The following is a 20,528-nucleotide window of genomic DNA, read 5'->3' on the forward strand; positions in this document are numbered from 1 at the left end:
ATTATTTTGCAGCTGCAAAACGCTCTGCAACAGCATCCCAATTAACTACATTCCAAAATGCAGCAATATAATCAGGACGTTTGTTTTGATATTTTAGGTAGTAAGCATGCTCCCAAACATCCATACCTAAGATTGGTGTACCTTTAACCTCAGCAATATCCATTAAAGGGTTGTCTTGGTTTGGAGTTGAAGTTACTGCTAATTTACCATCAGCCACAATTAACCACGCCCAACCAGAACCAAAACGGGTAGCACCTGCTTCAGCAAATTTAGTTTTGAAATCTTCAAAAGAACCAAAAGCAGCATTGATAGCATCAGCCAACTCGCCACTTGGTGCACCACCCGCATTTGGACCCATTACAGACCAAAATAAAGAGTGATTATAATGACCACCACCATTGTTTCTTACAGCAGCAGGGTAAGCAGAAATATTTTGGCAAATTTCTTCAATAGAAGAACCGTCTTCTTTACCTTCTAAAGCTTTGTTTAAATTGGTAACATAAGCAGCATGGTGTTTACCATGGTGGATTTCCATTGTTGTAGCATCAATATGTGGTTCTAATGCGTTTGTTGCGTATGGTAACGCTGGTAATTCAAAAGCCATAATTTATTTATTTTAAGATTTAACAATATGAGTTAATTTTACAAAGATAAAGTACTACAGGTATTTTTTGTTTTATTAATGTTAAGATTTCTTTCTCTTTTCCTGAAAGAATTTACGCACTACATCTCCACACTGTTCTTGTAAAACACCCCCTACAAAAACGGTTTTCGGATGTAAGATTGTAGGACTAACCCTACTAAAACCTCTTTGAGCATCGTAAGCACCAAAAACAATCCTACTTACTTGTGTCCAATAAGAAGCTCCTGCACACATCACACAAGGCTCTATCGTTACATATAAAGTGCAATCTTTTAGATATTTGCCACCCATAGCATTACTTGCGGCTGTAAAAGCTTGCATTTCTGCATGGGCAGTAACATCATTTAAGCGCTCGGTAAGGTTATGCCCTCTACCAATAATTCTACCGTTAGCAGCTACAACAATTGCACCAATGGGTACCTCATCCGCATCCAGAGCTAACAAAGCTTCTTTGTAAGCTTCTTTCATGTAAAATTCATCAGGAGAAATTTCAGGCTCTTCACCAAAAGTATAACGCATATTTAAATCAATTTTGCTCCATTAGGCACTCTACGCTCTGTTGTAGCCAGTATAATCGCACCATTTTCATCCGGGAAACCGGTAACTAAAAACTCAGACATAAACTTCCCTATCTGCTTTTTAGGGAAATTTATAACACCTATAATTTGTTTACCTATTAAGTCTTCTTCTTGATAATGTATAGTAATTTGTGCGCTAGACCATTTAATACCCAGCTCGCCAAAATCTACTTTCACCTTCCAAGCGGGTTTCTTAGCTTCCGGAAAAGGCATCACTTCTACGATGGTGCCGGCCCTTAACTCAACTTTTTCAAAATCTGCCCAGTTGATAACCTCCATAACCTGTTACTTTTTAGTAGCAGCGTAACCAAATACTTTTTGCAATAAAGGCGTAGACCTTGCCGATACCTGCTGTCTTATTTTTAACTCTTCTTGAGCTATTTCTACAAATAGGCCGGCTATAGCTTTATCGGTAACATAACCTGTTAAATCTGTTTGTATAGGTTTTACCAAAGGTATTTTATTGTATCGGGTAGTAACATCAGTCCAGTAACGGGTAGCACCTACTTTATTGATGCTACTTTCTATTACTGGTCTAAATTTTTGCGCTAATAAACTACTGGTTGTTCTTTTAAAATAATTGGTAGCAGCATCTTGCTGACCTAATAAAATATTGCTCACATCCTGAAAAGTCATTTGCTTGATAGCAGCCACAAAAATAGGTTTGGCTTCTTTTGCAGCATCCTCAGCAGCCCGGTTTAAGCTTAAAATAACATTATCGCAAAGCTGGTTTAAACCTAAAGAACGCAAAGTGTTTTCTACTTTTTTGGCTTCATCAGGAAATAAAATTTTAACAGCCATATTGCCTAAGAAACCATCTTTGGCAGATAATCTATCGGCACTGTAATTAGTACCAAATTCTAAGGCTTGTTTTAAACCCATGCTCATTTCGGTTTGTGTTGGCGTAACCACTTGGTTAAGCACACCACCATAAGCACCCGCATATTGGTTTAAAGTTTCGCAACTGCTTAGTAAAAAAGTAGTTGTAATAGCTGCTGCTAAAGCAATTTTTTTCATGTTTTATTCTTTTGATGATTTTATTAAACGAGCATTCTCTATCAGTTGTATAAACTCAGCTCGGTATCCTTCCTTATCTTCTCCTTTACCTGCTTTTGCTAAAGTAAGTAAGTCGGTATAATTAAAATCCTGTAAATATTCAGAATTTCTTAAATACATTCCAAATGTAGCTATAGCAGCCGCAAATTTTAAATCTGTTGATGCTTTTTCCAGAGAAGTATCATCAGCTATGAAAGGATGACTCAATAAAATACTTTCCTCGTTTCCCGGATTTTTATAACGCACATTAACCGTCAATAACTCAGCCGAATTTTTGATGCTACCTGCTTGCTGGTATTTTAAATCGTCATCCTTTTTCACAAATTTGCTTTGCACACCTACCGGGATAACTTCATACAAGGCTGTAACCGAATGGCCAGCACCCATATCACCAGCATCTTTAGTATCATCAGCAAAATCTTCTTTATTTAATAACCTGTTTTCGTAACCTATTAAACGGTAAGCCTTAACTTTTGATGGATTAAACTCTACCTGTAATTTAACATCCTTGGCTATGGTAAACAGGGTAGAACCAAACTCGTTAACCAATACTTTCTTGGCCTCATTCATGTTATCAATATAAGCGTAATTGCCGTTTCCTTTATCGGCCAAAGCCTCCATCTTGCTGTCTTTTAAATTACCCATCCCAAAACCTAAAACGGTTAAAAACACGCCATCATTTCTGTTTTCCTCAATCAAACGTTGCATCTCAGCATCGCTAGAAGCACCCACGTTAAAATCACCATCGGTAGCTAAAATAACTCGGTTATTGCCACCTTTAATAAATTGAGAGCGAGCAATTTCATAAGCCTTTTTAATACCTGCACCTCCGGCAGTAGAGCCACCGGCTTCTAATCGCTCTAAAGCAGCTTTAATTTTAGTTTTATCATCGCCAGAAGTAGCGGGCAATACTACCCCTGCCGCACCAGCATAAACCACTATAGAAACTTTATCTTGCTCGCGAAGTTGATTTGTTAATAGTTTAAAAGCCGTTTTTAGCAAACCCAATCTGCTAGAACCTTGCATAGAGCCAGAAACATCTATCAAGAAAACCAAATTGGCAGCAGGTAAATTATCCGTTGCTATTGGTTTGGCTTTTAAGCCGATTTTAACCAATTGGTGTTTCTTGTTCCAAGGCGCTGTAGTTATCTCTGTTTGGATATGGATAGGATGTTTTCCTTTAGGTGCCTCGTAAGGATATTGGAAATAATTTATCAACTCTTCTATACGTACGGCATCTTTGGGTGGTAACTGTCCGTTTTGGATAAAACGCCTCATATTACTGTAAGAAGCAGCATCTACATCAATAGAGAAGGTTGATAGCGGATTGGAGAGCGAAGTTTTAAAGCCATTTTCTGAAATGGCCGAGTAAGATTCTGTATTAAAATCTTGTGGAGCATGATGATTGATCATATAGTGCTGTGAAGTCATACCCTCAGCTTTCCCTGAAATATCCACTGCGCCTGTCATACTCATTTTCTTTTGTGTACCATAGCCTACAACCACAACCTCATCTAAGGTATGGGTATCTTTATCCAAATAAACCTTTAAAGAAGTTTGCTTTCTGATGGTAACCTCACGTTTTTTAAATCCTAAAAAACTAAACTCTAATATTTTATCGTTAGAGGATAGCGTTATTTTAAAATATCCGCTTGCATTGGTTAGGGTTTTCTGGTTCGGATGATCTTTAACCTGAACCTGAACTCCCGGTAATGGCGTTTTATCAGAACTTTGGTAAACATAACCGCTTATGGTTTTAGTGTTAATTTGGCCGCAAACCCATACCGGGAAAAAGACCATCAGAAATAAAGTAAGTGTTTTCATGTTTTTTAGTTTTTTTTAGATGAGATGTTATAAAACCTAAAATTCCATAATAGAAAATAATTTTTATTAATATTGATTAAAATCTAATACTCCTATTAAACTTGGATACAGCTACAGACCATAAACTGATTGTACAGTATAAAAAATCTGGCGACTTAAATGTCTTAGGAGAGCTGTATAAACCTTATATGCCGCTGGTTTATGGTGTAGCTCTAAAATATCTCAAAGATGAGGAGCTTAGTAAAGATGCTGTTATCCAGATTTTTGAAGAGCTTATACAAAAAGTAAAAACACACGAGATAAGCTATTTTAAAAGTTGGCTTTATGTGGTTTGCAGAAACCATTGTTTAATGATTTTACGTAAAGCACAGAAAAACATAACCATTTCTTTTGATGATGTGCTTATGGAAAATGAACCTTTTTTGCATCATGAAGATAGTCAAGAGAAAGAGCAAAAGTTAAAAGCAATGGAACGCTGTTTAGAAAGTCTTAACCATGAGCAAAAATTAAGTGTAGATTTATTCTATCTACAACAAAAGTGTTATGCAGAGGTTGCTGCTTTAACAGGTTATGAGTTACAGAAAGTAAAAAGCTATATCCAAAACGGTAAAAGAAATTTAAAAATTTGTATAGAAAAGAACGGTGAATAAGCAGCTAACAGATATAGAACTTATACAAAAATACCATCGTAACGAGTTGGATAGCCGCTCTATGCAACAATTAGAGCAAAGAGCACTGGATGACCCTTTTCTAGCCGATGCTTTAGATGGTTTTCAGGACCATCAACTTCAAGCAACAGAAATAGCAGATTTAAATAAACGTTTAGAACAAAGCATTCAGAAACATCAGCGTAAGCAAAAAATATTGGGTGGCTATGCTAGTTGGGCTATTGCGGCTTCTGTGGTGGTACTGATTGGCTTTATAAGCATTTACCTGAACCAACCCGCAGAAAATACTTCTATCCGGATGAAAGATGTGCCCGAGATAACCAAAGTACCACAGGGCGAGAAAGAAGAAGAAAATATCCTTAACGGCGATGCTCAAACGCTAAAAGAGGATGAGAATTTTAAAATCATAGAAGAAAGTCCTACGGTGGTTACCACCATAAAAAAACCAAGAAGTAAATTTTCTGAGCAGGGTTTAGCAGATCCTATTCCGCTAGAAGCAACACAAAAGAAAGATACTTTAGATTTAGATGAAGTAATAGTTATAGGCTATGGCACACAAAAGAAGGCCGAAATTTCTGGTGCAGTAGCTACTTTATCTGGAAGGGTTGCCGGCGTAGCTGTACAAGAATCAGAAAACACTGCTTTAAGTAAAACAGCCTCTTTAGCTAAAATTTCGGGTAAGGTAGTTGATGAAAATGGCTTGCCTTTACCAGGCGTACAAATTACCAACCAGCAAACCAAAGAAGTAGCATTAAGCAATGCTGAGGGCGAGTTTTCTATTGCTGCCACACAAGGGCAAACGCTTAACAGTTCTTATTTAGGTTTTTTAAATGAAGAGGTGAAAATTGCCAACCAAAATAAGTTAAATGTTACGCTAAAAGAGGATGAAAAATCATTATCAGAAGTAGTTGTAGTGGGGTACGGAACTAAAATTAATAAAATTGCTGGTCCGGTTAAAGGCTGGGTTGATTTTAGAAAATACATCAAGGCCAATAATAAATTAGCAGGTTCCAGAGGTGCTGTTGCAGTACAGTTTACTATTATGCCTAATGGCGAACTTAAAGATTTTAACATCCTTAAAAGTTTAAATAAGCAAGCTGATGCCAAGGCTATTGAATTGATTAAAAATTATTCATCGTGGCAAGGCTCATCCAACGGAAAGCCAGAAACTTTTAAAGTAAGTATCAGGTTTAACTAATTAAGACTGTAAGATTTTAAGATAGCTTTCTCTGTCAATCATTCTGGCTCCCATACTTTCTAGGTGTGCAGTATGAACCTGACAATCAATAAGTTTAAGTTCTAGATTTTGGCAAAGCCATATCAAGGCCATTTTAGAAGCATTACTTACACGAGCAAACATAGACTCGCCGCAGAAAACACCGTTGATGAGGACCCCATATAAGCCGCCTACTAGTTTCTCGTCTTTCCAAACTTCAACAGCATGTGCATAACCTTTTTCATGAAGTTTGATATAAGCTGCTTGCATGTCTGTGGTAATCCAAGTGCCGTCTTGTCCATCACGGTTTATGGTTGCACAGGCGGTAATAACATCAGCGAAAGCTTTATTTAGAGATATTTGAAACTCTTGGCGTTTTAAAACTTGTTTCATGCTTTTGCTGATTTTAATTTCATCAGGAAATAATACAAAACGTTCATGAGGGGCATACCAAAGAATAGGCGTATCATCATTAAACCATGGGAATATGCCGTGGCTATAAGCCAGCAATAAACGCTCAACAGATAAATCTCCGCCTACGGCAAGTAAACCATCTTCCTCAGCATGAGCCGGATTAGGAAATACTAAATCTTCACTGAGCTCAAATATCATCTTTGTTACAAAAATATTTTTATGGGTGTTAAACTTAAGCCTTGTTTAGGCTGTCCAAAAATTGGTTTTAATTATCATAAGCATCTTTTCATTAGATAATTTTTTGATTTATTTGGTTAATCTGTTCCTGTGGTTGGGGACAGATTTTTTTATTTATGATAATTTCTGTGTATCTGTACAGCATAATAAAGCCTCAACAACTCGCCAAAAACAATCAAAGGCATCAACATATTGGTAATGATTGGCCAGTTGACGATATAGGTGAGTAAAGAGATAAACCCGAAAGAGAAAATAAAAAAAAGATAAGCCTTAGCGGGAGCTGTGCGTAATACAACCAAAGTCCTGCTTTTTTAGGAATGGCCAATAAAATTGCCGAGAAAATTAAGGAACCCCAACCCAATAAAAAAAGTGTTCTCGAGAAGAATTCTAAACTTGTTAAAACCTCATTGGATAATAATGATTGGTATTGGGTATAAGCCTGCTCTGCTAATAAAACTAAACAAATAACATCTAGCAAAGCAAAAAAACGTTGTGTCCAAAGCATAACACGAATATACACTTAAAGGTGGGGGATAAAAAAGGGAGTTATTAAACAATAGTAAATAAGCCCCACAATCCAAGTACGCTTAAAACCAAGCCGCTTAGAAACAATTTTAATTCTGTTGGAAGTAACATCGTATTACTACGTAAATAAAAACATCTATTATTCTACATTATTATTATTCCAATAATCAAGAAAACAACACAAATAATAAAACTTGATTTCACAAAAAAATTTCTTACTCAATAAAAAGCTTAAACAATCCATAAACCCCAATTAGACTTGCTAATAATCCAGATAAAAAAATTTTAAATTTGGTAGCAAATAACATATCATTAGTGGAATAATGATAGAATTTATGTTTAAACATAATAATTAACCCCACAATAAAAAACAACAAAAAAACTAGCATTAGCTTAATATTCATAATTACTTATATAATTACAATCTAGTGTAAGCCTTAAACTTTCTCTTATCTGGCACAAGAAGCCTTTGCCCGCTTGCCTTGGTCATCATTATTGCGCCATTGAGGATACTCACAAGTATTTTATCTTTTGCCATATTTTAATTCCCACTTTGAGGTGGTCGCATTTCGCGACTACCTACTGAATAATATTATTTCTGTTTATCCTATATGATGATATTTTCTTACAAATGTTTTAGGTCATTTACTTGGTAGATTTAAGTAATGTCCACAAAAAGGTGTATAACTATGTTTTACCAGTACAATAGTTTGCAGCCTGAGCCCAGTGTGTTGAATACTTGTGTTTGGTTACTAAATCATTATCCCTGTTTTTAACTTAATTGAGAAGTTATACTTCCTACCGCATATTAAAGTCTTTGCTTCTATCTGGCACAAGAAGCCTTTGCCCGCTTGGCTTGGTCATCATTCTTGCGCCATTTTAGGATTTTGTTTTTAGCGACTTGTCAATGTGTGAGACTGCTTCGTTGGCATTAGAATTTCCTTTCTGTTTTTAAAAGCTGTCCTGTTGATGTAAAAACAATCTCTTCCCAAAAGTCAGCGTTCTTGGTCTTGTCTGACTTGTTATAGTTTTTGTCATAGAAAGTTTTAACATTCTTAAATCCGTGTTGAGTTGGACCTTTGGGGTCTGTGTTTTTAGTTATCCAATAATTAACCATGCCTTTTGAAATCACAGTGTCCTTGCCAAGTTCTTTTAGAGGTCTAAAGTCGTCTTCTAGCTTGATTTCACTTGTGCCTTTATTATTGTAAATACATCTTTCTATTAAACTTAGACAGCATTGAATAAGGACTGTTAAACTTATATTTTGAACTCATTTTTAGTGGTAGTGCTTTTATTAAATAAGCACAAGTCAGGCTCTCCCTCTTAACCAATACTCACTAAGACTTGCACTAGTGAGGGAAAAAAGTCGGAATGCTTTTCCTTTGTACTGTATGTTTAAGCGACCCACTTTGAAAATGTATTTTCAGCGAATCTTTTCGCAAAGCTTGAAGCAGCACTTTTTCGTGTTGCTATTCCTCATAATTAAGATACTTTAATAGTTATAAACAACAACAGCACAAGTGTAAAAAATTGATTAGACAAGGGACTCCTCCCAGACAGGTTCGAGTCTTCTTCGGGAAAACACCCCTATTTCCCGAACAAGTCTCGAAGAGGTCTCGAACAAGTGTGCAAAAAGACTGGCAAAAGCCAGCAAATGGCGGCAACTGACGGCAAAAGCCGGCAAAATAGGCTCTGGCTATTGACATGAATTTCGCAAAACACCACCTTTAGCGCAAATAAAAAATAGATAGCATTACAAAAGAAAATTTGGCACCATGGTTAAACCCTTAAAACGAAAGGATATATGATAAGAGCATATTTACAGCCCGTATTTGATGAATTTATGAGGAAATACAAAGCGTATGCGCTTTTTTTATTTGGCACTTTTAAATATGAAACAAGGTCTTTCAGGATTATCCAATGTACACATAAAATTTACAAACTGAAACGTTAAACAATTTCAATTTGATAATGATGGAGCAAGCCGCTAAGATGGTGCATAGAAAATTTAGCCTTTTTTAGCAAATTAGCCTCCGGGTGGATGCTAAAGTTATACGCTGTACTAAAATCAGCTTTCTGTAAATTGGTATTACTAAACGTGGCTTTTAATAAATTACAATCGGTAAAATCTGCATTACTTAAATCGGTATCAGTAAAATCTACCTCTTGCAGGCTACAATTGATAAATTTTGTGCCTTTAATTTTTAAACTATAAAAGGACGAATGGTTGAGGTTACAAGCTGTAAAAGAGAAGGCTAAACCAAAAGTATGACAATCTTCAAACTTTAAGCCCAAGAGTTTGCAGGCATCAAAATGGATATTTCTAAAAGCTGTTTTAGAAAGCTTTGCCATGCTAAGATTACAGTCTTTAAAAGTGCAATCTAAAAAACTATAATTAAACAGATGAAGGCTTTCAAAATTACAATTGATAAATTTACAATTCTCATAAGATGCTTTTTCCAGCATGGATGTTGTAAAGTCAATCTGTTCAAAGGTTTTTTCTTCAATAAAAAATGTTGCCATCACTTCCTATATTATTCTTAAAAAAAGATGGACGATGTGCTATGCCATCGTCCATCTTTAATCATGAGGTTAACATAACTATTTCTTTTCAGGTAGTAAAATCATCCTTACAAAATTATTTTGGTTAAAGTACTTTGCTGCACTAGCTTTACTACTGCTTGTGGTTACCTGTTTTAAGGTATCTAAGTAACTAAGCACCTTTTTAGGGTCTTCGCCACTTGCGTAAGCATTTTGTAGGTATCCCAACCAAAAACCATTATCTCTTAACTGAATTTCTAACTGTCTTCTTTCTTCTGCATTAAACTTTTGGATATCTTCTGCTGTTGCTCCGTTTTGTTTGAGTTTATTAACCTCATCAATGGCAGCAGCAATAAGTTTATCTACGTTAGCAGTAGCGCAGCTAAAATTAATACTGATGGTATATTTTTCTTTAGGCTCATCGTTATAGCTAATTCCAACCCTTGGGCTATACACGCCACTTTCTTTTTCTCTTAAACGCTCTGTTATTTTAATATCTAAAATAGCTTTTAATGCGTCTAATTGAAGGTTTTCTTCGTCAGAATAGTTATAATCTCCATGGTAAATTAAAGCTACAGTTGCTTTATCCTCTAAGCCTTTATAAACTTTTTTAGTGATATCACCTTTAAGGGGTTCTAAACCTAAATCTTTAAAATTCTCTTTGTTATTGTTAGCAGGTAAACTACCTAAGTATTGCGCTAACAGGGGCTTAACCTCCTCAACGTTAAAGTTCCCTACAAAAGTAAAGGTAAAATCGCCGGCATTTGCAAAGCGCTCTTTGTAGAAATTTAAAGCTTTATCAGCAGTAATCTGGTCTAGCTCGTTAATTTTGATAGCTTGTGCTCTTTTCTTGTAAGAATTCATTACCGCACTTAAAGTATCCTGATAAACAGCACTAGGTTGCGATTCGCGGTTTGCTAAAACCGCTTTCATTTCTTCTAACTGTGTTTTTAAAACTTTTTCGTCTTTTCTTGGAGCCGTAAAGTATAAATGAGTTAACTGTAAAGCTGTTTCAAAATCTTTTGGTGATGATGAGCCGCTTAAGCCTTCTCTGAAAGTACTAATAGACGGACTAACGCCAACTACTTTTCCAGTTAATAATTTACCTAATTGACTTTCATCAAACTCGGCAATACCAGATGCGTTTACCAATTGGTCTGCCATTTCTGCCGAGCGGAAAATATCATCGCCGGCTAAAGATGTACCTCCTTTACTGGTTGCAGCAAAAATGATTTGGTCGTTCTTAAAATCTGTAGGTTTTAAAACAACTTTAACCCCGTTAGATAAGGTTAGCTCAGTTACATTTAGCTCAGCTATTTTCTTTTCAGAAGTAATGGTACCAGCCTTAGGTTTTTGAGCCATCAACGGTTTTGTAACCACTTGGTCTACATAAGGCTGTACATCTGCTCCGGCAGTTTTAATCCAATTAATATATTCGGTTTCAGATGGTAAATTGGCTTTTTCTTTTTCAGGAGCTTGTAAAATGGCAATTAAATTTTCTTCGGTAAAGAAAGTAGCCGCCAGTTTATTTACATCCTCTAGGGTAATTTTATCCAGATTTTTCTTGTAGAAATTATAAGTATAATCTACAGATGGTATAGCCTGCCCTTTTAAAAAGTTTTGAACGTAAAGCTGCACAAAGTTGGTAGATTTGGTTTTGTCTTTCTCTTTAAACTGTTTTTCTACCCCTGTCATGATATTGGTTTTCACTCTATCTAACTCTGTTTGGGTAAAACCAAATTTTTTCATTCTTACGTTTTCTGCTATTACGGCTTGTACCGCTGCTTTTAAGCCTGCTGCATCTTTAGAAACAGCAACGCTATTAAATGCGTCCAGATTTACCAAACCACCTTGGAAAGCACTATAACTACTTTGTGCAAAAATAAAAGGTGCATTTCCTTTCTGTACTATCTCTGTTAAACGATTACCAAGCATGCTATTAATCATACTGGTTTTAATTTTGGTGATGAGTTGATCTTCTGTTGTTTCTACCACCTCGGGGTGTTTTACAGTAATAGCTGCAACGTTATAAGGAAACTCAGGATCGGTAATGATTTTTACTAAAGGTTCTTTGTTGCCAGGAATGCTAAACGCTTCTCTCTTTCTTTCATTCTCTGGATTTTTTAGCTCAGAGAAATTATCGATAATCAATTTTTCAACCTCGGCAACATCAAAATCTCCTACAGCGATGATAGCCTGTAAGTTTGGACGATACCAATCTTTATAAAAAGCTTTAAGGGTTTCATACTTGAAAGATTGTAATACATCAATTTTACCTATGGGCAGGCGCTCAGCATATTTAGAATTTGCTAAAAGAACGGGTAATAATTGCTTGCTCATTCTTTCCTGAGCATTTTTACCACGCTGGCGATCTTCCTCAATAATTACCCCACGTTCCTGATCTATTTCTTTATCCTCAAAAGTTACATGCCCTGCCCAGTTGGCTAAAATATCAAAGCCTTTTTTAAATACTTCTACGCTATCTGTTGGCAGCGGCAATTGATACACCGTTTGGTTAAAGCCTGTATAAGCATTTAAATCTGCTCCAAACCTAACACCAGCTTTCTGCAAATAACTGATTAACTCGTTTTTAGGAAAGTCTCTGGTGCCATTAAAGGCCATGTGTTCTGTAAAATGCGCTAAGCCCTGTTGATCGTCGCTTTCTAAGATAGAACCTACTTTATTAACCAAATAAAGCTCTGCCCTATTTTTAGGTTCCACATTTTTTCTGATGTAATAAGTTAAGCCATTTGGTAATGTTTTAATGATGACATTACTGTCTGCCGGAATTGTTGCAGCAGCTGCAGCAGTCTCCTGCTTATGGTTGTCTCCTGTAACTTTAGGGCTACAGGCATAAACGGCCATACCCAAAGTTAGCGCAATAGCATAGTGGTTAAATTTCATACTTGTTAGTGTTGTTTTAAAGCTTTTGACTGCTAAATATAAGTTTTGTTACGCTTAATTGATGTAAACTTTTTGATGATTATAAATAAGGTGTATATTTGCACCATCATTAGGGGTGCCTTGTATTGCTAAGATGATAAGCAAACACAAATACAGGCTGAGATTATACCCATTAGATTGGCAAAAAGGCATGCACCTTTAACCTTTCTAAGCACCTGATCCGGATAATGCCGGCGTAGGGAATAGGTAAAAGCAAATATATTTTGTAGAGTAGTGTAGCCCCTAGCTGCTTTTGTTTAATTTTTTAATTCTATAACATTGAGAAAATTTACATTAACAGTTCTTATGGCAATTGCTGCTCCGTTATGGTTGCTGGCACAAAACACCATTTTAAAAGGTAAAATAACCGATGCCGCAACTAAGGAAGCCATGGCAGGTGCTACCGTTACTTTGTTAGATTACAATCTACAAACCCAAACCGATGCAAATGGAAGTTTCAGCTTCAATAAACTAAGAAACGGCAATTACCAAATTCAAATCACTTTTTTAGGGTTCAAACCTTTGGTTAAAAACATCAGTATCAATGGAGAAACACAAGTTGATTTAGCTTTAGAAAAAGCTTTATTTCTGGCTGATGAGGTTATCGTAAGTGCTACCAGAGCATCGGCAAACTCGGCAACTACATATAAAAACCTAAGCAAAGCTGATATTGAAAAGAATAATTTCGGGCAAGATTTACCTTTCTTGCTAAACCAAACACCATCTGTTGTGGTAACATCAGATGCAGGTGCTGGTATTGGTTACACGGGTATCCGTATTCGTGGTTCTGATGCTACACGTATCAATGTAACCATCAACGGTATCCCTTATAATGATACCGAAAGCCAAGGTACTTTTTGGGTTAACCTACCTGATTTTGCTTCATCGGTTGATAATATCCAAATACAAAGAGGTGTGGGAACCTCTACCAACGGAGCAGGTGCTTTTGGAGCAAGCTTAAACATCCAAACTTCTACCCGTAATGATTCGGCTTTTGCTGAGGTTAACAACTCAATAGGTTCTTTTGGGACCATTAAAAATACATTAAAAATAGGAACAGGCCTTATCAATGGTAAGTTTAGTATTGATGGCAGATTATCCAGAATCAAGTCTGATGGGTTTATAGACAGGGCATTTTCTGATTTAAAATCTTTCTATGTATCTGGCGCTTATTATGGTAAATCAAGCATTTTAAGAGCCAATGTGTTTTCTGGTGCTGAGCAAACTTATCAATCCTGGACGGGAGTGCCCGAGGCTAAATTGAGAGGAAGCCAAGCAGATTTATTAACCCATTATTTTAATAATTTAGGTTCTGCCTATTTTACCCAGCAGGATTCTTTAAACCTTTTCAATTCAAATCCACGCAAGTATAATAGCTATTTGTATGATAATCAGACAGATAATTATCAGCAAGACCATTACCAATTGCTATATGCAAAAGAAATAAATAGCCAGTTATCTTTTAACGGAGCTTTACATTATACCCGTGGCAGAGGTTATTATGAAGAGTTTAAACATCAAGAAGATTTTGAAGATTATGGCTTCGCCCCTTTTGTGATTGGCGCAGAAACTATTGATAAAACAGATTTAGTACGCCGCCGTTGGTTAGATAATGATTTTTACGGATTAACCTATTCTTTAAATTATAAGCCAAGTAAAGCCTTAGATTTTACTTTGGGCGGTGCTTATAACGAATACAAAGGAGCGCATTTTGGTGAAGTTATCTGGGCCAGATTTGCCCAGTTAGACAATAACAAACAACGTTATTATGATAACGATGCTACAAAAACAGATTTTAACGTTTTTGGTAAAGCAACTTATACCTTAAACAACCTTAGTATTTATACCGATTTACAGTACAGAAGCGTAGATTACTCTTTCTTAGGTTTTAACAATGCTGGTGATAATGTTCAACAAAGGGATATCCTAAACTTTTTCAATCCAAAGTTTGGTTTAACCTACCAAATTGATAAAATAAGTAATGTTTATGCCTCTTTTGCCAGGGCTAACAAAGAGCCTAATAGAGATGATTATACAGAATCTTCACCAGGTAGTAGACCACTAGCAGAAAGATTAGACAACATAGAAGTAGGCTATCGTTACCTTAGAAAAAATGTAACAGCAGGTTTTAACCTTTACGGGATGTTTTACAAAGACCAATTGATTTTAACGGGCGAGGTTAATGATGTTGGTGCTTATGTAAGAGATAATGTGGATAGAAGCTACCGTATAGGTGCCGAGTTTGATGCTAAGTGGCAAATTTTTAATCAGCTAAGTTGGGCGGCTACCGCCACTTTAAGCCAAAACAGAATAAAAAGGTTTAGCGAGTTTTTTGATATTTATGATGCTGATTTTGATTTTATAGGACAAGCAGAAAACCAATATACCAATACAGATATAGCTTTCTCGCCTTCTTTTATTGCCTCTAATGAGTTTGCTTATAAGCCTATTAAAGCTTTGGAAATAGCTTTATTAACCAAATATGTTAGCGACCAGTATTTAGATAATACCAGCAATAACGCTCGTAAATTAGATGCGTTTTTTGTCAACGATTTAAGACTGAGTCATAACCTTAAATTTAGAGGCGTTAAAAATGTGAACTTAAGCTTACTGGTGAATAATATCTTTAATGAAAAGTATGAAAGTAATGGATATACTTTTGGCTATATTTATGATAATAACCTCATCACAGAAAATTATTATTACCCACAAGCAGGAACTAATTTTCTGCTAAGCTTAAGTGCCAAGTTTTAAAATATTTTCTTGCTTACGAAAAAGCTGCTTCAAGTATTCTTTTGAAAGCAGCTTTTTTATTTATTCACCTCTTTAAAACTTATTTGATAAAAATACCTTGCATATTTACTCCAATGCTGTAAGGATTTAGATAGGTATCAAAAATAATGGTCATTTCTTTTTTAGTAACGTAATTGTCAGGTTTAAAATCGCTCTCTAGCTCATATTTCATTTTCCAGTTACTATTTAACTCCCTATTCATATCATAAATTTCTCTTCCAGTGATAAAACTGATTAAAGAAACAGCATCTTTTAAGGTAAGTTCCTGAATAGGATTTTCTATAAACCAAATTCTAGAGCGGGGATGTAGCTCAGATAAAATGGTTTTAATATCCTCTGGTTTTACATGTTCATCCGGATTAAATTTCCCTTTAACAAAATCATGCTTCATCATATCTGTAGCGATAATTTTTTGTACTGCCGCCCAAGCATACTCGGTAGTATTAACATCTAAAACCGGATAAAGTAAGCCTTTATAAACAAAAACCTCATTTTGTGTGGTTCTTACATTTGCCTTTGCCGTTGGCACATCAAAAAATGGCCCATAGGCTGCTAAAGCCCCTGCTAGTTGACCAATGTTTACCCAAGTAGCAATATTTTTAAAATCATCTGCCTGCCAACCTATCAAACCAGCTTGTGGCGAAACAAAAAGCAGGTTATCAAGCTCGGCACTGATAAATACACCCATAGGGAAATAATGTAGCATAGTGCTATCTTTCCCATAGCCTGTTGCTCCGCTACTTCTATAAAGTTTTAAAACTTGTTCATAAGGTTTTTCACGTTCTATTGGGGTATATTTACTTATGGTTTTAATATGACCATCATTTAACTTTACAATACCGGCTTTTAACACTGGCGATTGTTGTGCATCAAAAAAAGCATCTACCAATACATCAGCTTTTATTTTTTCTATTTTACTTCCATTTTTCTGGATGCTCACCTCCCAGGATTTCCCTTTTTTAACAATATTTACAACTTGGGTTTCTTTAAAATAGCGCAAATTGTTGACTTTACTAACGATGCCTTCCAGCGCTACACGAGGGTCGGTTTGTAGAGAATCTAGTTTTTTGGTGTAAGCATCTTTCCACTCTTTCCAGATACCAAAATTAAAAGCCGGCACATCCATACTAGGCGCAATAGCACCAATACTAAAGTTATTAGGCTCTACCAGTATAACTTTTACACCACTTCTGGCTGCTTGTATAGCGGTAGCTGTACCAGAAGCACTGGCCCCTAGTACTAAAACATCGGTTTTATACTGTGCTAAAACTTGGCTAGTTAAAAACGTTAATATAAAGAAGGTAAGTTTTTTTAGCATAAAATGATAAACGAAGATTTAACTGTTAAAGTTTGTTTGTTAAAGCTATAAAAATTATTGTAAGCCTAGAGCTTTTAAGTTGCATGGCTAAAGGTTTAATATAATTTGATATTTTTAACCTTTGATATATGGAAACCCAAAAATCTAAACTTTATTTTGCTTCTGATTTCCATTTAGGAGCGCCTAACTATGCCTCTAGCCGAGAACGTGAAGCATGGATAGTAAGCTGGCTAGACCACATCAAACACGATGCAGCGGAATTATTTTTAATGGGCGATGTTTTTGATTTTTGGTTTGAATATGCTACTGCAGTTCCTAAAGGCTTTATCAGGTTACAAGGTAAGCTTGCCGAGTTGAGCGATGCCGGCACTAAAATATACTTTTTTAAAGGCAACCACGATATGTGGGTATTTGATTATTTTAAGAAAGAATTTGGCATGGAAATCATTAACGATGAGCTTTTGATAGAACGCCATGGTAAAAAGTTTTTATTACACCACGGAGATGGCCTAGGCCCTGGTGACGCATCCTACAAGTTTTTAAAGAAAATTTTTAGAAGTGAATTGTGTCAATGGCTTTTTGCCCGTTTGCATCCTAACTTAGGCATTGGTATTGCCAATTACTGGAGTAGCAAAAGCAGGTTAGCCTCCTACAAAAAAGAAGGCGATATTACCCAGCAGTATGAAGAAACTTTTATTAAGAGTTTTTATAAACAACTTAAGCATGATTATGGCAATTTTGACCATTTAGTTATGGGGCACAGGCATTTTCCTACTCAGTTTAAATTGGATGAGGAAACCCTGTATACCAATTTGGGCGAATGGGTAAATTATTCTTATTACGCTGTTTTTGACGGTGTGGAACTTAAATTGCTTGATTGGAATAAGCATCATGAAAAATAAAAGTCTTTTAAAACTACTGTTACTTTGTTGCTGTATTTTGATACTGACATGGAAAAGTAATGCCCAAAGTTTTAAACTGATTAAGCAGATAGATACCCTTGCTAAAATAGCTCGGGTTGATAATTTGGGGAATTTATTCTTGGTTACGCCTGCTAACGAGCTCATGAAGTTTAACCCTGATGGTAAGTTTTTATGGAATTATACCAACAATAGCTTTGGTGATATAGACCAAATTGATATTACAGACCCTTTAAGGGTAATTTTATATTATCAGGCTTACCAACAAGTTGTGGTACTGAATAATAATTTAAGCGAGATTAGCAGTTATTCTTTTAACAATAACCCCAACCAGCAGATTGCGCTGGTAGCATCAGCTAATAATAATGGTTTTTGGATTTATGACCAACTGAACCGAGAGCTTAAAAAACTGAGTAATAATTTTATAGATGAGCTTAAAAGTGGCAATATTTACCAGAGAAATGGTTTTGATATGAATGCTGTTTTTATGCTGAGTACAGACTTATATGTGTTTATTAACGATGCTGGCGAAGGTGTCAGGATATTTGACAGGTTTGGTAATTACTACAAAACCGCTGTTATTAATCCTGTTAGAGCTTTTGAGGTAGAGGGCGATGAACTGATTTACCAGCAAGACCATAAGCTATGGCGTTATAACTTCATGACTTTTAAAAAGGAAGAAATAAAACTACCGCTTACAAAACCTGGTGGCACTTTTAGCTACCGCTTAAAGCGACTCTTCATATTAAATGAAAAAGGCTTAACTTTGTGGGCTTTAAATGCTAACTGAGTTTAATGCATTGTTTTGCGTTAACTAAACCGGATAGCAGCGGAAACCCCACAGTGTGTGTAGGGTTTAGCGCCTTGGAAAAACGAGGAGTTGCAGCGTATAGCCGGACTACCCAGACCCAAGTATTACAGGATTTGATTTTCAAAAAAAATGTTAGATAAATTAGAAGCTATAAAACTCCGCCGAGATGATGTGGAGCGGGAATTAACCAACCCAGAGGTTACGCAAGACATGAAACGTTTTGCACAGCTGAACCGTGAGTATAAGGAGTTGGGTTTGATTGTGGATGAGTATTATAAGTACAAAAATGTAATCAGTAATATTGATGCTAACCGCGATATTTTAGCGAACGAGAAAGATCAGGAGTTGCGTGAGATGGCCAAAGAAGAGTTGGATACTTTGGTGCCTTTAAAGGATGAAATGGAGGCTAAAATTAGGTTGATGCTAGTGCCTAAAGACCCAGGAGATGAAAAAGATGCCATTGTAGAGATTAGAGGTGGTACTGGTGGTGATGAGGCTGCAATTTTTGCTGGCGATTTATACCGTATGTATACCCGTTATTGCGAAGGCAGGGGCTGGCGTACCGAAACTTTAGAGGTTACAGAGGGCACCAATGGTGGTTACAAAGAGGTCATTTTTAAAGTTATTGGTGAGGATGTTTACGGAATTTTAAAATACGAATCTGGTGTGCACCGGGTGCAACGCGTTCCGGATACAGAAACCCAGGGAAGGGTACATACTTCTGCCGCATCAGTAGCGGTGTTGCCAGAAGCTGAAGAGGTTGATGTGGAAATTAACCCTGCGGATGTGGAATTACAAACATCAAGATCTGGTGGTGCTGGTGGACAAAATGTAAACAAGGTGGAAACAAAAGTACAGCTAACACACAAGCCATCGGGTATTGTGGTGGTTTGCCAGATAGAGCGTTCGCAATTGGGTAACCGTATTAGAGCTATGGAAATGCTGAGGAGTAAATTGTACGAGCGTGAGTTGGCTAAACATAATGAAGCTATTGCCAGCACACGTAAAACTATGGTATCAACCGGAGACCGATCTGCCAAAATACGTACTTATAACTACCCGCAAGGGCGTGTTACGGAGCATAGAATAGGTTTAACTTTATATAATTTACCAGCTATTATGGATGGTGATATACAGGAAATACTTGATGCTCTGCAATTTGCAGAAAATGCTGAAAAACTGAAAGAGGGCTCTATTGCATAAATTTAAAAAAAGATTTTGCACTTCAATAGAAATATCTATATTTGCACTCCCGAACGATAAGAACGGAAAAAACGGAGTGGTAGTTCAGCTGGTTAGAATGCCTGCCTGTCACGCAGGAGGTCGCGGGTTCGAGTCCCGTCCATTCCGCGAAACCTCTTAGAGAAATCTAAGAGGTTTTTTGTTTTTATAGCATTTCCTGAAATAAGCTGGATCAAGGATCAAGCGTAAAAGTTGGGGAGAGACATTAAGCATATATTTTAGCTAGTCTAAAGAGGAAGAACTTGACATTTCTTACGCCTCTGAACTGCGATCGGAAAGCATCTATTTGATTGGGTACTCACCAAAAACTTCATAAAAAACAAATACAAACAATAATGAAATAACTTGCTTGCTAAATTTTTGTTCATTAAATTTGTTTGTTCATGATTCATGAACACATTAAAAAAATGAACAAAGAGAATCGCCAAACTTTGCAATTTGCAACAGAAAGACTAACTGGAATAGCCGGAGCTGAAATTGAAATGATTACTCTGGATTGAGCAAATATTAGCTAATCGACCCACCACTTGGTGGCAAAATATGTTAGAAGGTATGAGAGATAAAGTTTAATTTATCGAGTGCTAAATTTATTTCAATAGCAGACAAATAGTTGCAGAAAAAAGGTGAGCATCTTCTCTAAAAAATCGCAAAAAATTGGTTTAAAGGCAAATATGGGATAAGTCTAAGTTCATCCATTCCGCAAAAATAACATCAAAAAACCCATCCAGAAAACGGGCATTACCAAGACCAATCTCTCCTGAATATTCCCGAAGATGAACGTTCTCTTCGATAAGATAAA

Annotated in this window: 15 protein-coding genes and 1 tRNA gene; 7 read left to right on the forward strand and 9 right to left on the reverse strand. The window is 36.3% G+C overall.

What is annotated here, in order from left to right:
• Position 1 precedes the first annotated feature (1 nt).
• From H510_RS0108095 to H510_RS0108115, 5 genes are all read right to left on the reverse strand, one after another.
• Positions 2 to 604, reverse strand: coding sequence for a superoxide dismutase (locus H510_RS0108095; RefSeq protein ID WP_026903864.1), 603 nt, complete (start codon positions 602 to 604; stop codon positions 2 to 4).
• 81 nt (positions 605 to 685) lie between these two features.
• Positions 686 to 1,162, reverse strand: a complete 477-nt coding sequence (locus tag H510_RS0108100; protein WP_026903865.1) for a nucleoside deaminase — start codon at positions 1,160 to 1,162, stop codon at positions 686 to 688.
• A gap of 2 nt (positions 1,163 to 1,164) precedes the next feature.
• Entirely contained in the window at positions 1,165 to 1,500 is a 336-nt protein-coding gene (locus H510_RS0108105; protein ID WP_026903866.1) for a tRNA-binding protein, read from the reverse strand.
• A 6-nt stretch (positions 1,501 to 1,506) separates the two neighbouring features.
• Positions 1,507 to 2,238 (reverse strand): DUF4197 domain-containing protein, encoded by a 732-nt coding sequence (locus tag H510_RS0108110; protein WP_026903867.1) that lies wholly within the window; start codon positions 2,236 to 2,238, stop codon positions 1,507 to 1,509.
• A gap of 3 nt (positions 2,239 to 2,241) precedes the next feature.
• Complete coding sequence (locus H510_RS0108115; RefSeq protein WP_026903868.1) at positions 2,242 to 4,101, reverse strand: vWA domain-containing protein; 1,860 nt, start codon at positions 4,099 to 4,101, stop codon at positions 2,242 to 2,244.
• Between the two features lie 101 nt (positions 4,102 to 4,202).
• Between H510_RS0108115 and H510_RS0108120 the strand changes: the two genes are divergently transcribed.
• Both H510_RS0108120 and H510_RS0108125 read left to right on the forward strand, forming a co-directional pair.
• Positions 4,203 to 4,751, forward strand: coding sequence for an RNA polymerase sigma factor (locus H510_RS0108120; RefSeq protein ID WP_026903869.1), 549 nt, complete (start codon positions 4,203 to 4,205; stop codon positions 4,749 to 4,751).
• Positions 4,744 to 5,967, forward strand: coding sequence for a TonB family protein (locus H510_RS0108125; RefSeq protein ID WP_026903870.1), 1,224 nt, complete (start codon positions 4,744 to 4,746; stop codon positions 5,965 to 5,967). The genes H510_RS0108120 and H510_RS0108125 overlap by 8 nt, the downstream gene beginning before the upstream one ends.
• On the opposite strand, the gene aat is transcribed toward H510_RS0108125, so the two are convergent.
• The 3 genes from aat to H510_RS0108150 form a co-directional block, all read right to left on the reverse strand.
• Positions 5,968 to 6,597, reverse strand: coding sequence for a leucyl/phenylalanyl-tRNA--protein transferase (aat, locus tag H510_RS0108130; protein WP_026903871.1), 630 nt, complete (start codon positions 6,595 to 6,597; stop codon positions 5,968 to 5,970).
• 2,514 nt (positions 6,598 to 9,111) lie between these two features.
• A complete protein-coding gene (locus tag H510_RS0108145) occupies positions 9,112 to 9,684 on the reverse strand; it encodes a pentapeptide repeat-containing protein (protein ID WP_026903874.1) in 573 nt (190 codons plus the stop codon).
• A gap of 78 nt (positions 9,685 to 9,762) precedes the next feature.
• The gene (locus H510_RS0108150) at positions 9,763 to 12,606 is read right to left on the reverse strand and encodes a M16 family metallopeptidase (protein ID WP_026903875.1); all 2,844 of its coding nucleotides are present in this window, start codon (positions 12,604 to 12,606) and stop codon (positions 9,763 to 9,765) included.
• A 318-nt stretch (positions 12,607 to 12,924) separates the two neighbouring features.
• On the opposite strand from H510_RS0108150, the gene H510_RS0108155 reads away from it, so the two are divergent.
• Positions 12,925 to 15,399, forward strand: a complete 2,475-nt coding sequence (locus tag H510_RS0108155; RefSeq protein ID WP_026903876.1) for a TonB-dependent receptor — start codon at positions 12,925 to 12,927, stop codon at positions 15,397 to 15,399.
• Between the two features lie 79 nt (positions 15,400 to 15,478).
• Here H510_RS0108155 and H510_RS0108160 read toward each other — a convergent pair whose 3' ends face one another.
• Positions 15,479 to 16,756 (reverse strand): FAD-dependent oxidoreductase, encoded by a 1,278-nt coding sequence (locus H510_RS0108160; protein WP_026903877.1) that lies wholly within the window; start codon positions 16,754 to 16,756, stop codon positions 15,479 to 15,481.
• 128 nt (positions 16,757 to 16,884) lie between these two features.
• Here H510_RS0108160 and H510_RS0108165 point away from each other — a divergent pair, with 128 nt between their 5' ends.
• The 4 genes from H510_RS0108165 (at position 16,885) to H510_RS0108185 (ending at position 19,837) form a co-directional block, all read left to right on the forward strand.
• The gene (locus tag H510_RS0108165; RefSeq protein WP_026903878.1) at positions 16,885 to 17,658 is read left to right on the forward strand and encodes a UDP-2,3-diacylglucosamine diphosphatase; all 774 of its coding nucleotides are present in this window, start codon (positions 16,885 to 16,887) and stop codon (positions 17,656 to 17,658) included.
• On the forward strand, positions 17,648 to 18,466 hold the full coding sequence (locus tag H510_RS0108170) for a hypothetical protein (protein ID WP_245584807.1): 819 nt from the start codon (positions 17,648 to 17,650) through the stop codon (positions 18,464 to 18,466). The genes H510_RS0108165 and H510_RS0108170 overlap by 11 nt, the downstream gene beginning before the upstream one ends.
• 150 nt (positions 18,467 to 18,616) lie before the next feature.
• Positions 18,617 to 19,690: a peptide chain release factor 1 gene (gene prfA, locus H510_RS0108180; RefSeq protein WP_026903880.1), complete on the forward strand. Its 1,074-nt coding sequence runs from the start codon at positions 18,617 to 18,619 to the stop codon at positions 19,688 to 19,690.
• A 73-nt stretch (positions 19,691 to 19,763) separates the two neighbouring features.
• A tRNA-Asp gene (locus H510_RS0108185) sits at positions 19,764 to 19,837 on the forward strand.
• Positions 19,838 to 20,528: the final 691 nt, after the last annotated feature.

It is taken from the genome of Pedobacter glucosidilyticus DSM 23534 (genome assembly GCF_000425145.1).
Lineage (GTDB): Bacteria > Bacteroidota > Bacteroidia > Sphingobacteriales > Sphingobacteriaceae > Pseudopedobacter > Pseudopedobacter glucosidilyticus.

What these genes read in the sequence shown, in the direction of transcription:
- H510_RS0108095 (WP_026903864.1), bottom strand. Translation starts at nt 604, where the DNA reads ATGGCTTTTGAATTACCAGCGTTACCATACGCAACAAACGCATTAGAA.
- H510_RS0108100 (WP_026903865.1), bottom strand. Translation starts at nt 1,162, where the DNA reads ATGCGTTATACTTTTGGTGAAGAGCCTGAAATTTCTCCTGATGAATTT.
- H510_RS0108105 (WP_026903866.1), bottom strand. Translation starts at nt 1,500, where the DNA reads ATGGAGGTTATCAACTGGGCAGATTTTGAAAAAGTTGAGTTAAGGGCC.
- H510_RS0108110 (WP_026903867.1), bottom strand. Translation starts at nt 2,238, where the DNA reads ATGAAAAAAATTGCTTTAGCAGCAGCTATTACAACTACTTTTTTACTA.
- H510_RS0108115 (WP_026903868.1), bottom strand. Translation starts at nt 4,101, where the DNA reads ATGAAAACACTTACTTTATTTCTGATGGTCTTTTTCCCGGTATGGGTT.
- aat (WP_026903871.1), bottom strand. Translation starts at nt 6,597, where the DNA reads ATGATATTTGAGCTCAGTGAAGATTTAGTATTTCCTAATCCGGCTCAT.
- H510_RS0108145 (WP_026903874.1), bottom strand. Translation starts at nt 9,684, where the DNA reads ATGGCAACATTTTTTATTGAAGAAAAAACCTTTGAACAGATTGACTTT.
- H510_RS0108150 (WP_026903875.1), bottom strand. Translation starts at nt 12,606, where the DNA reads ATGAAATTTAACCACTATGCTATTGCGCTAACTTTGGGTATGGCCGTT.
- H510_RS0108160 (WP_026903877.1), bottom strand. Translation starts at nt 16,756, where the DNA reads ATGCTAAAAAAACTTACCTTCTTTATATTAACGTTTTTAACTAGCCAA.
- H510_RS0108165 (WP_026903878.1), top strand. Translation starts at nt 16,885, where the DNA reads ATGGAAACCCAAAAATCTAAACTTTATTTTGCTTCTGATTTCCATTTA.
- H510_RS0108170 (WP_245584807.1), top strand. Translation starts at nt 17,648, where the DNA reads ATGAAAAATAAAAGTCTTTTAAAACTACTGTTACTTTGTTGCTGTATT.
- prfA (WP_026903880.1), top strand. Translation starts at nt 18,617, where the DNA reads ATGTTAGATAAATTAGAAGCTATAAAACTCCGCCGAGATGATGTGGAG.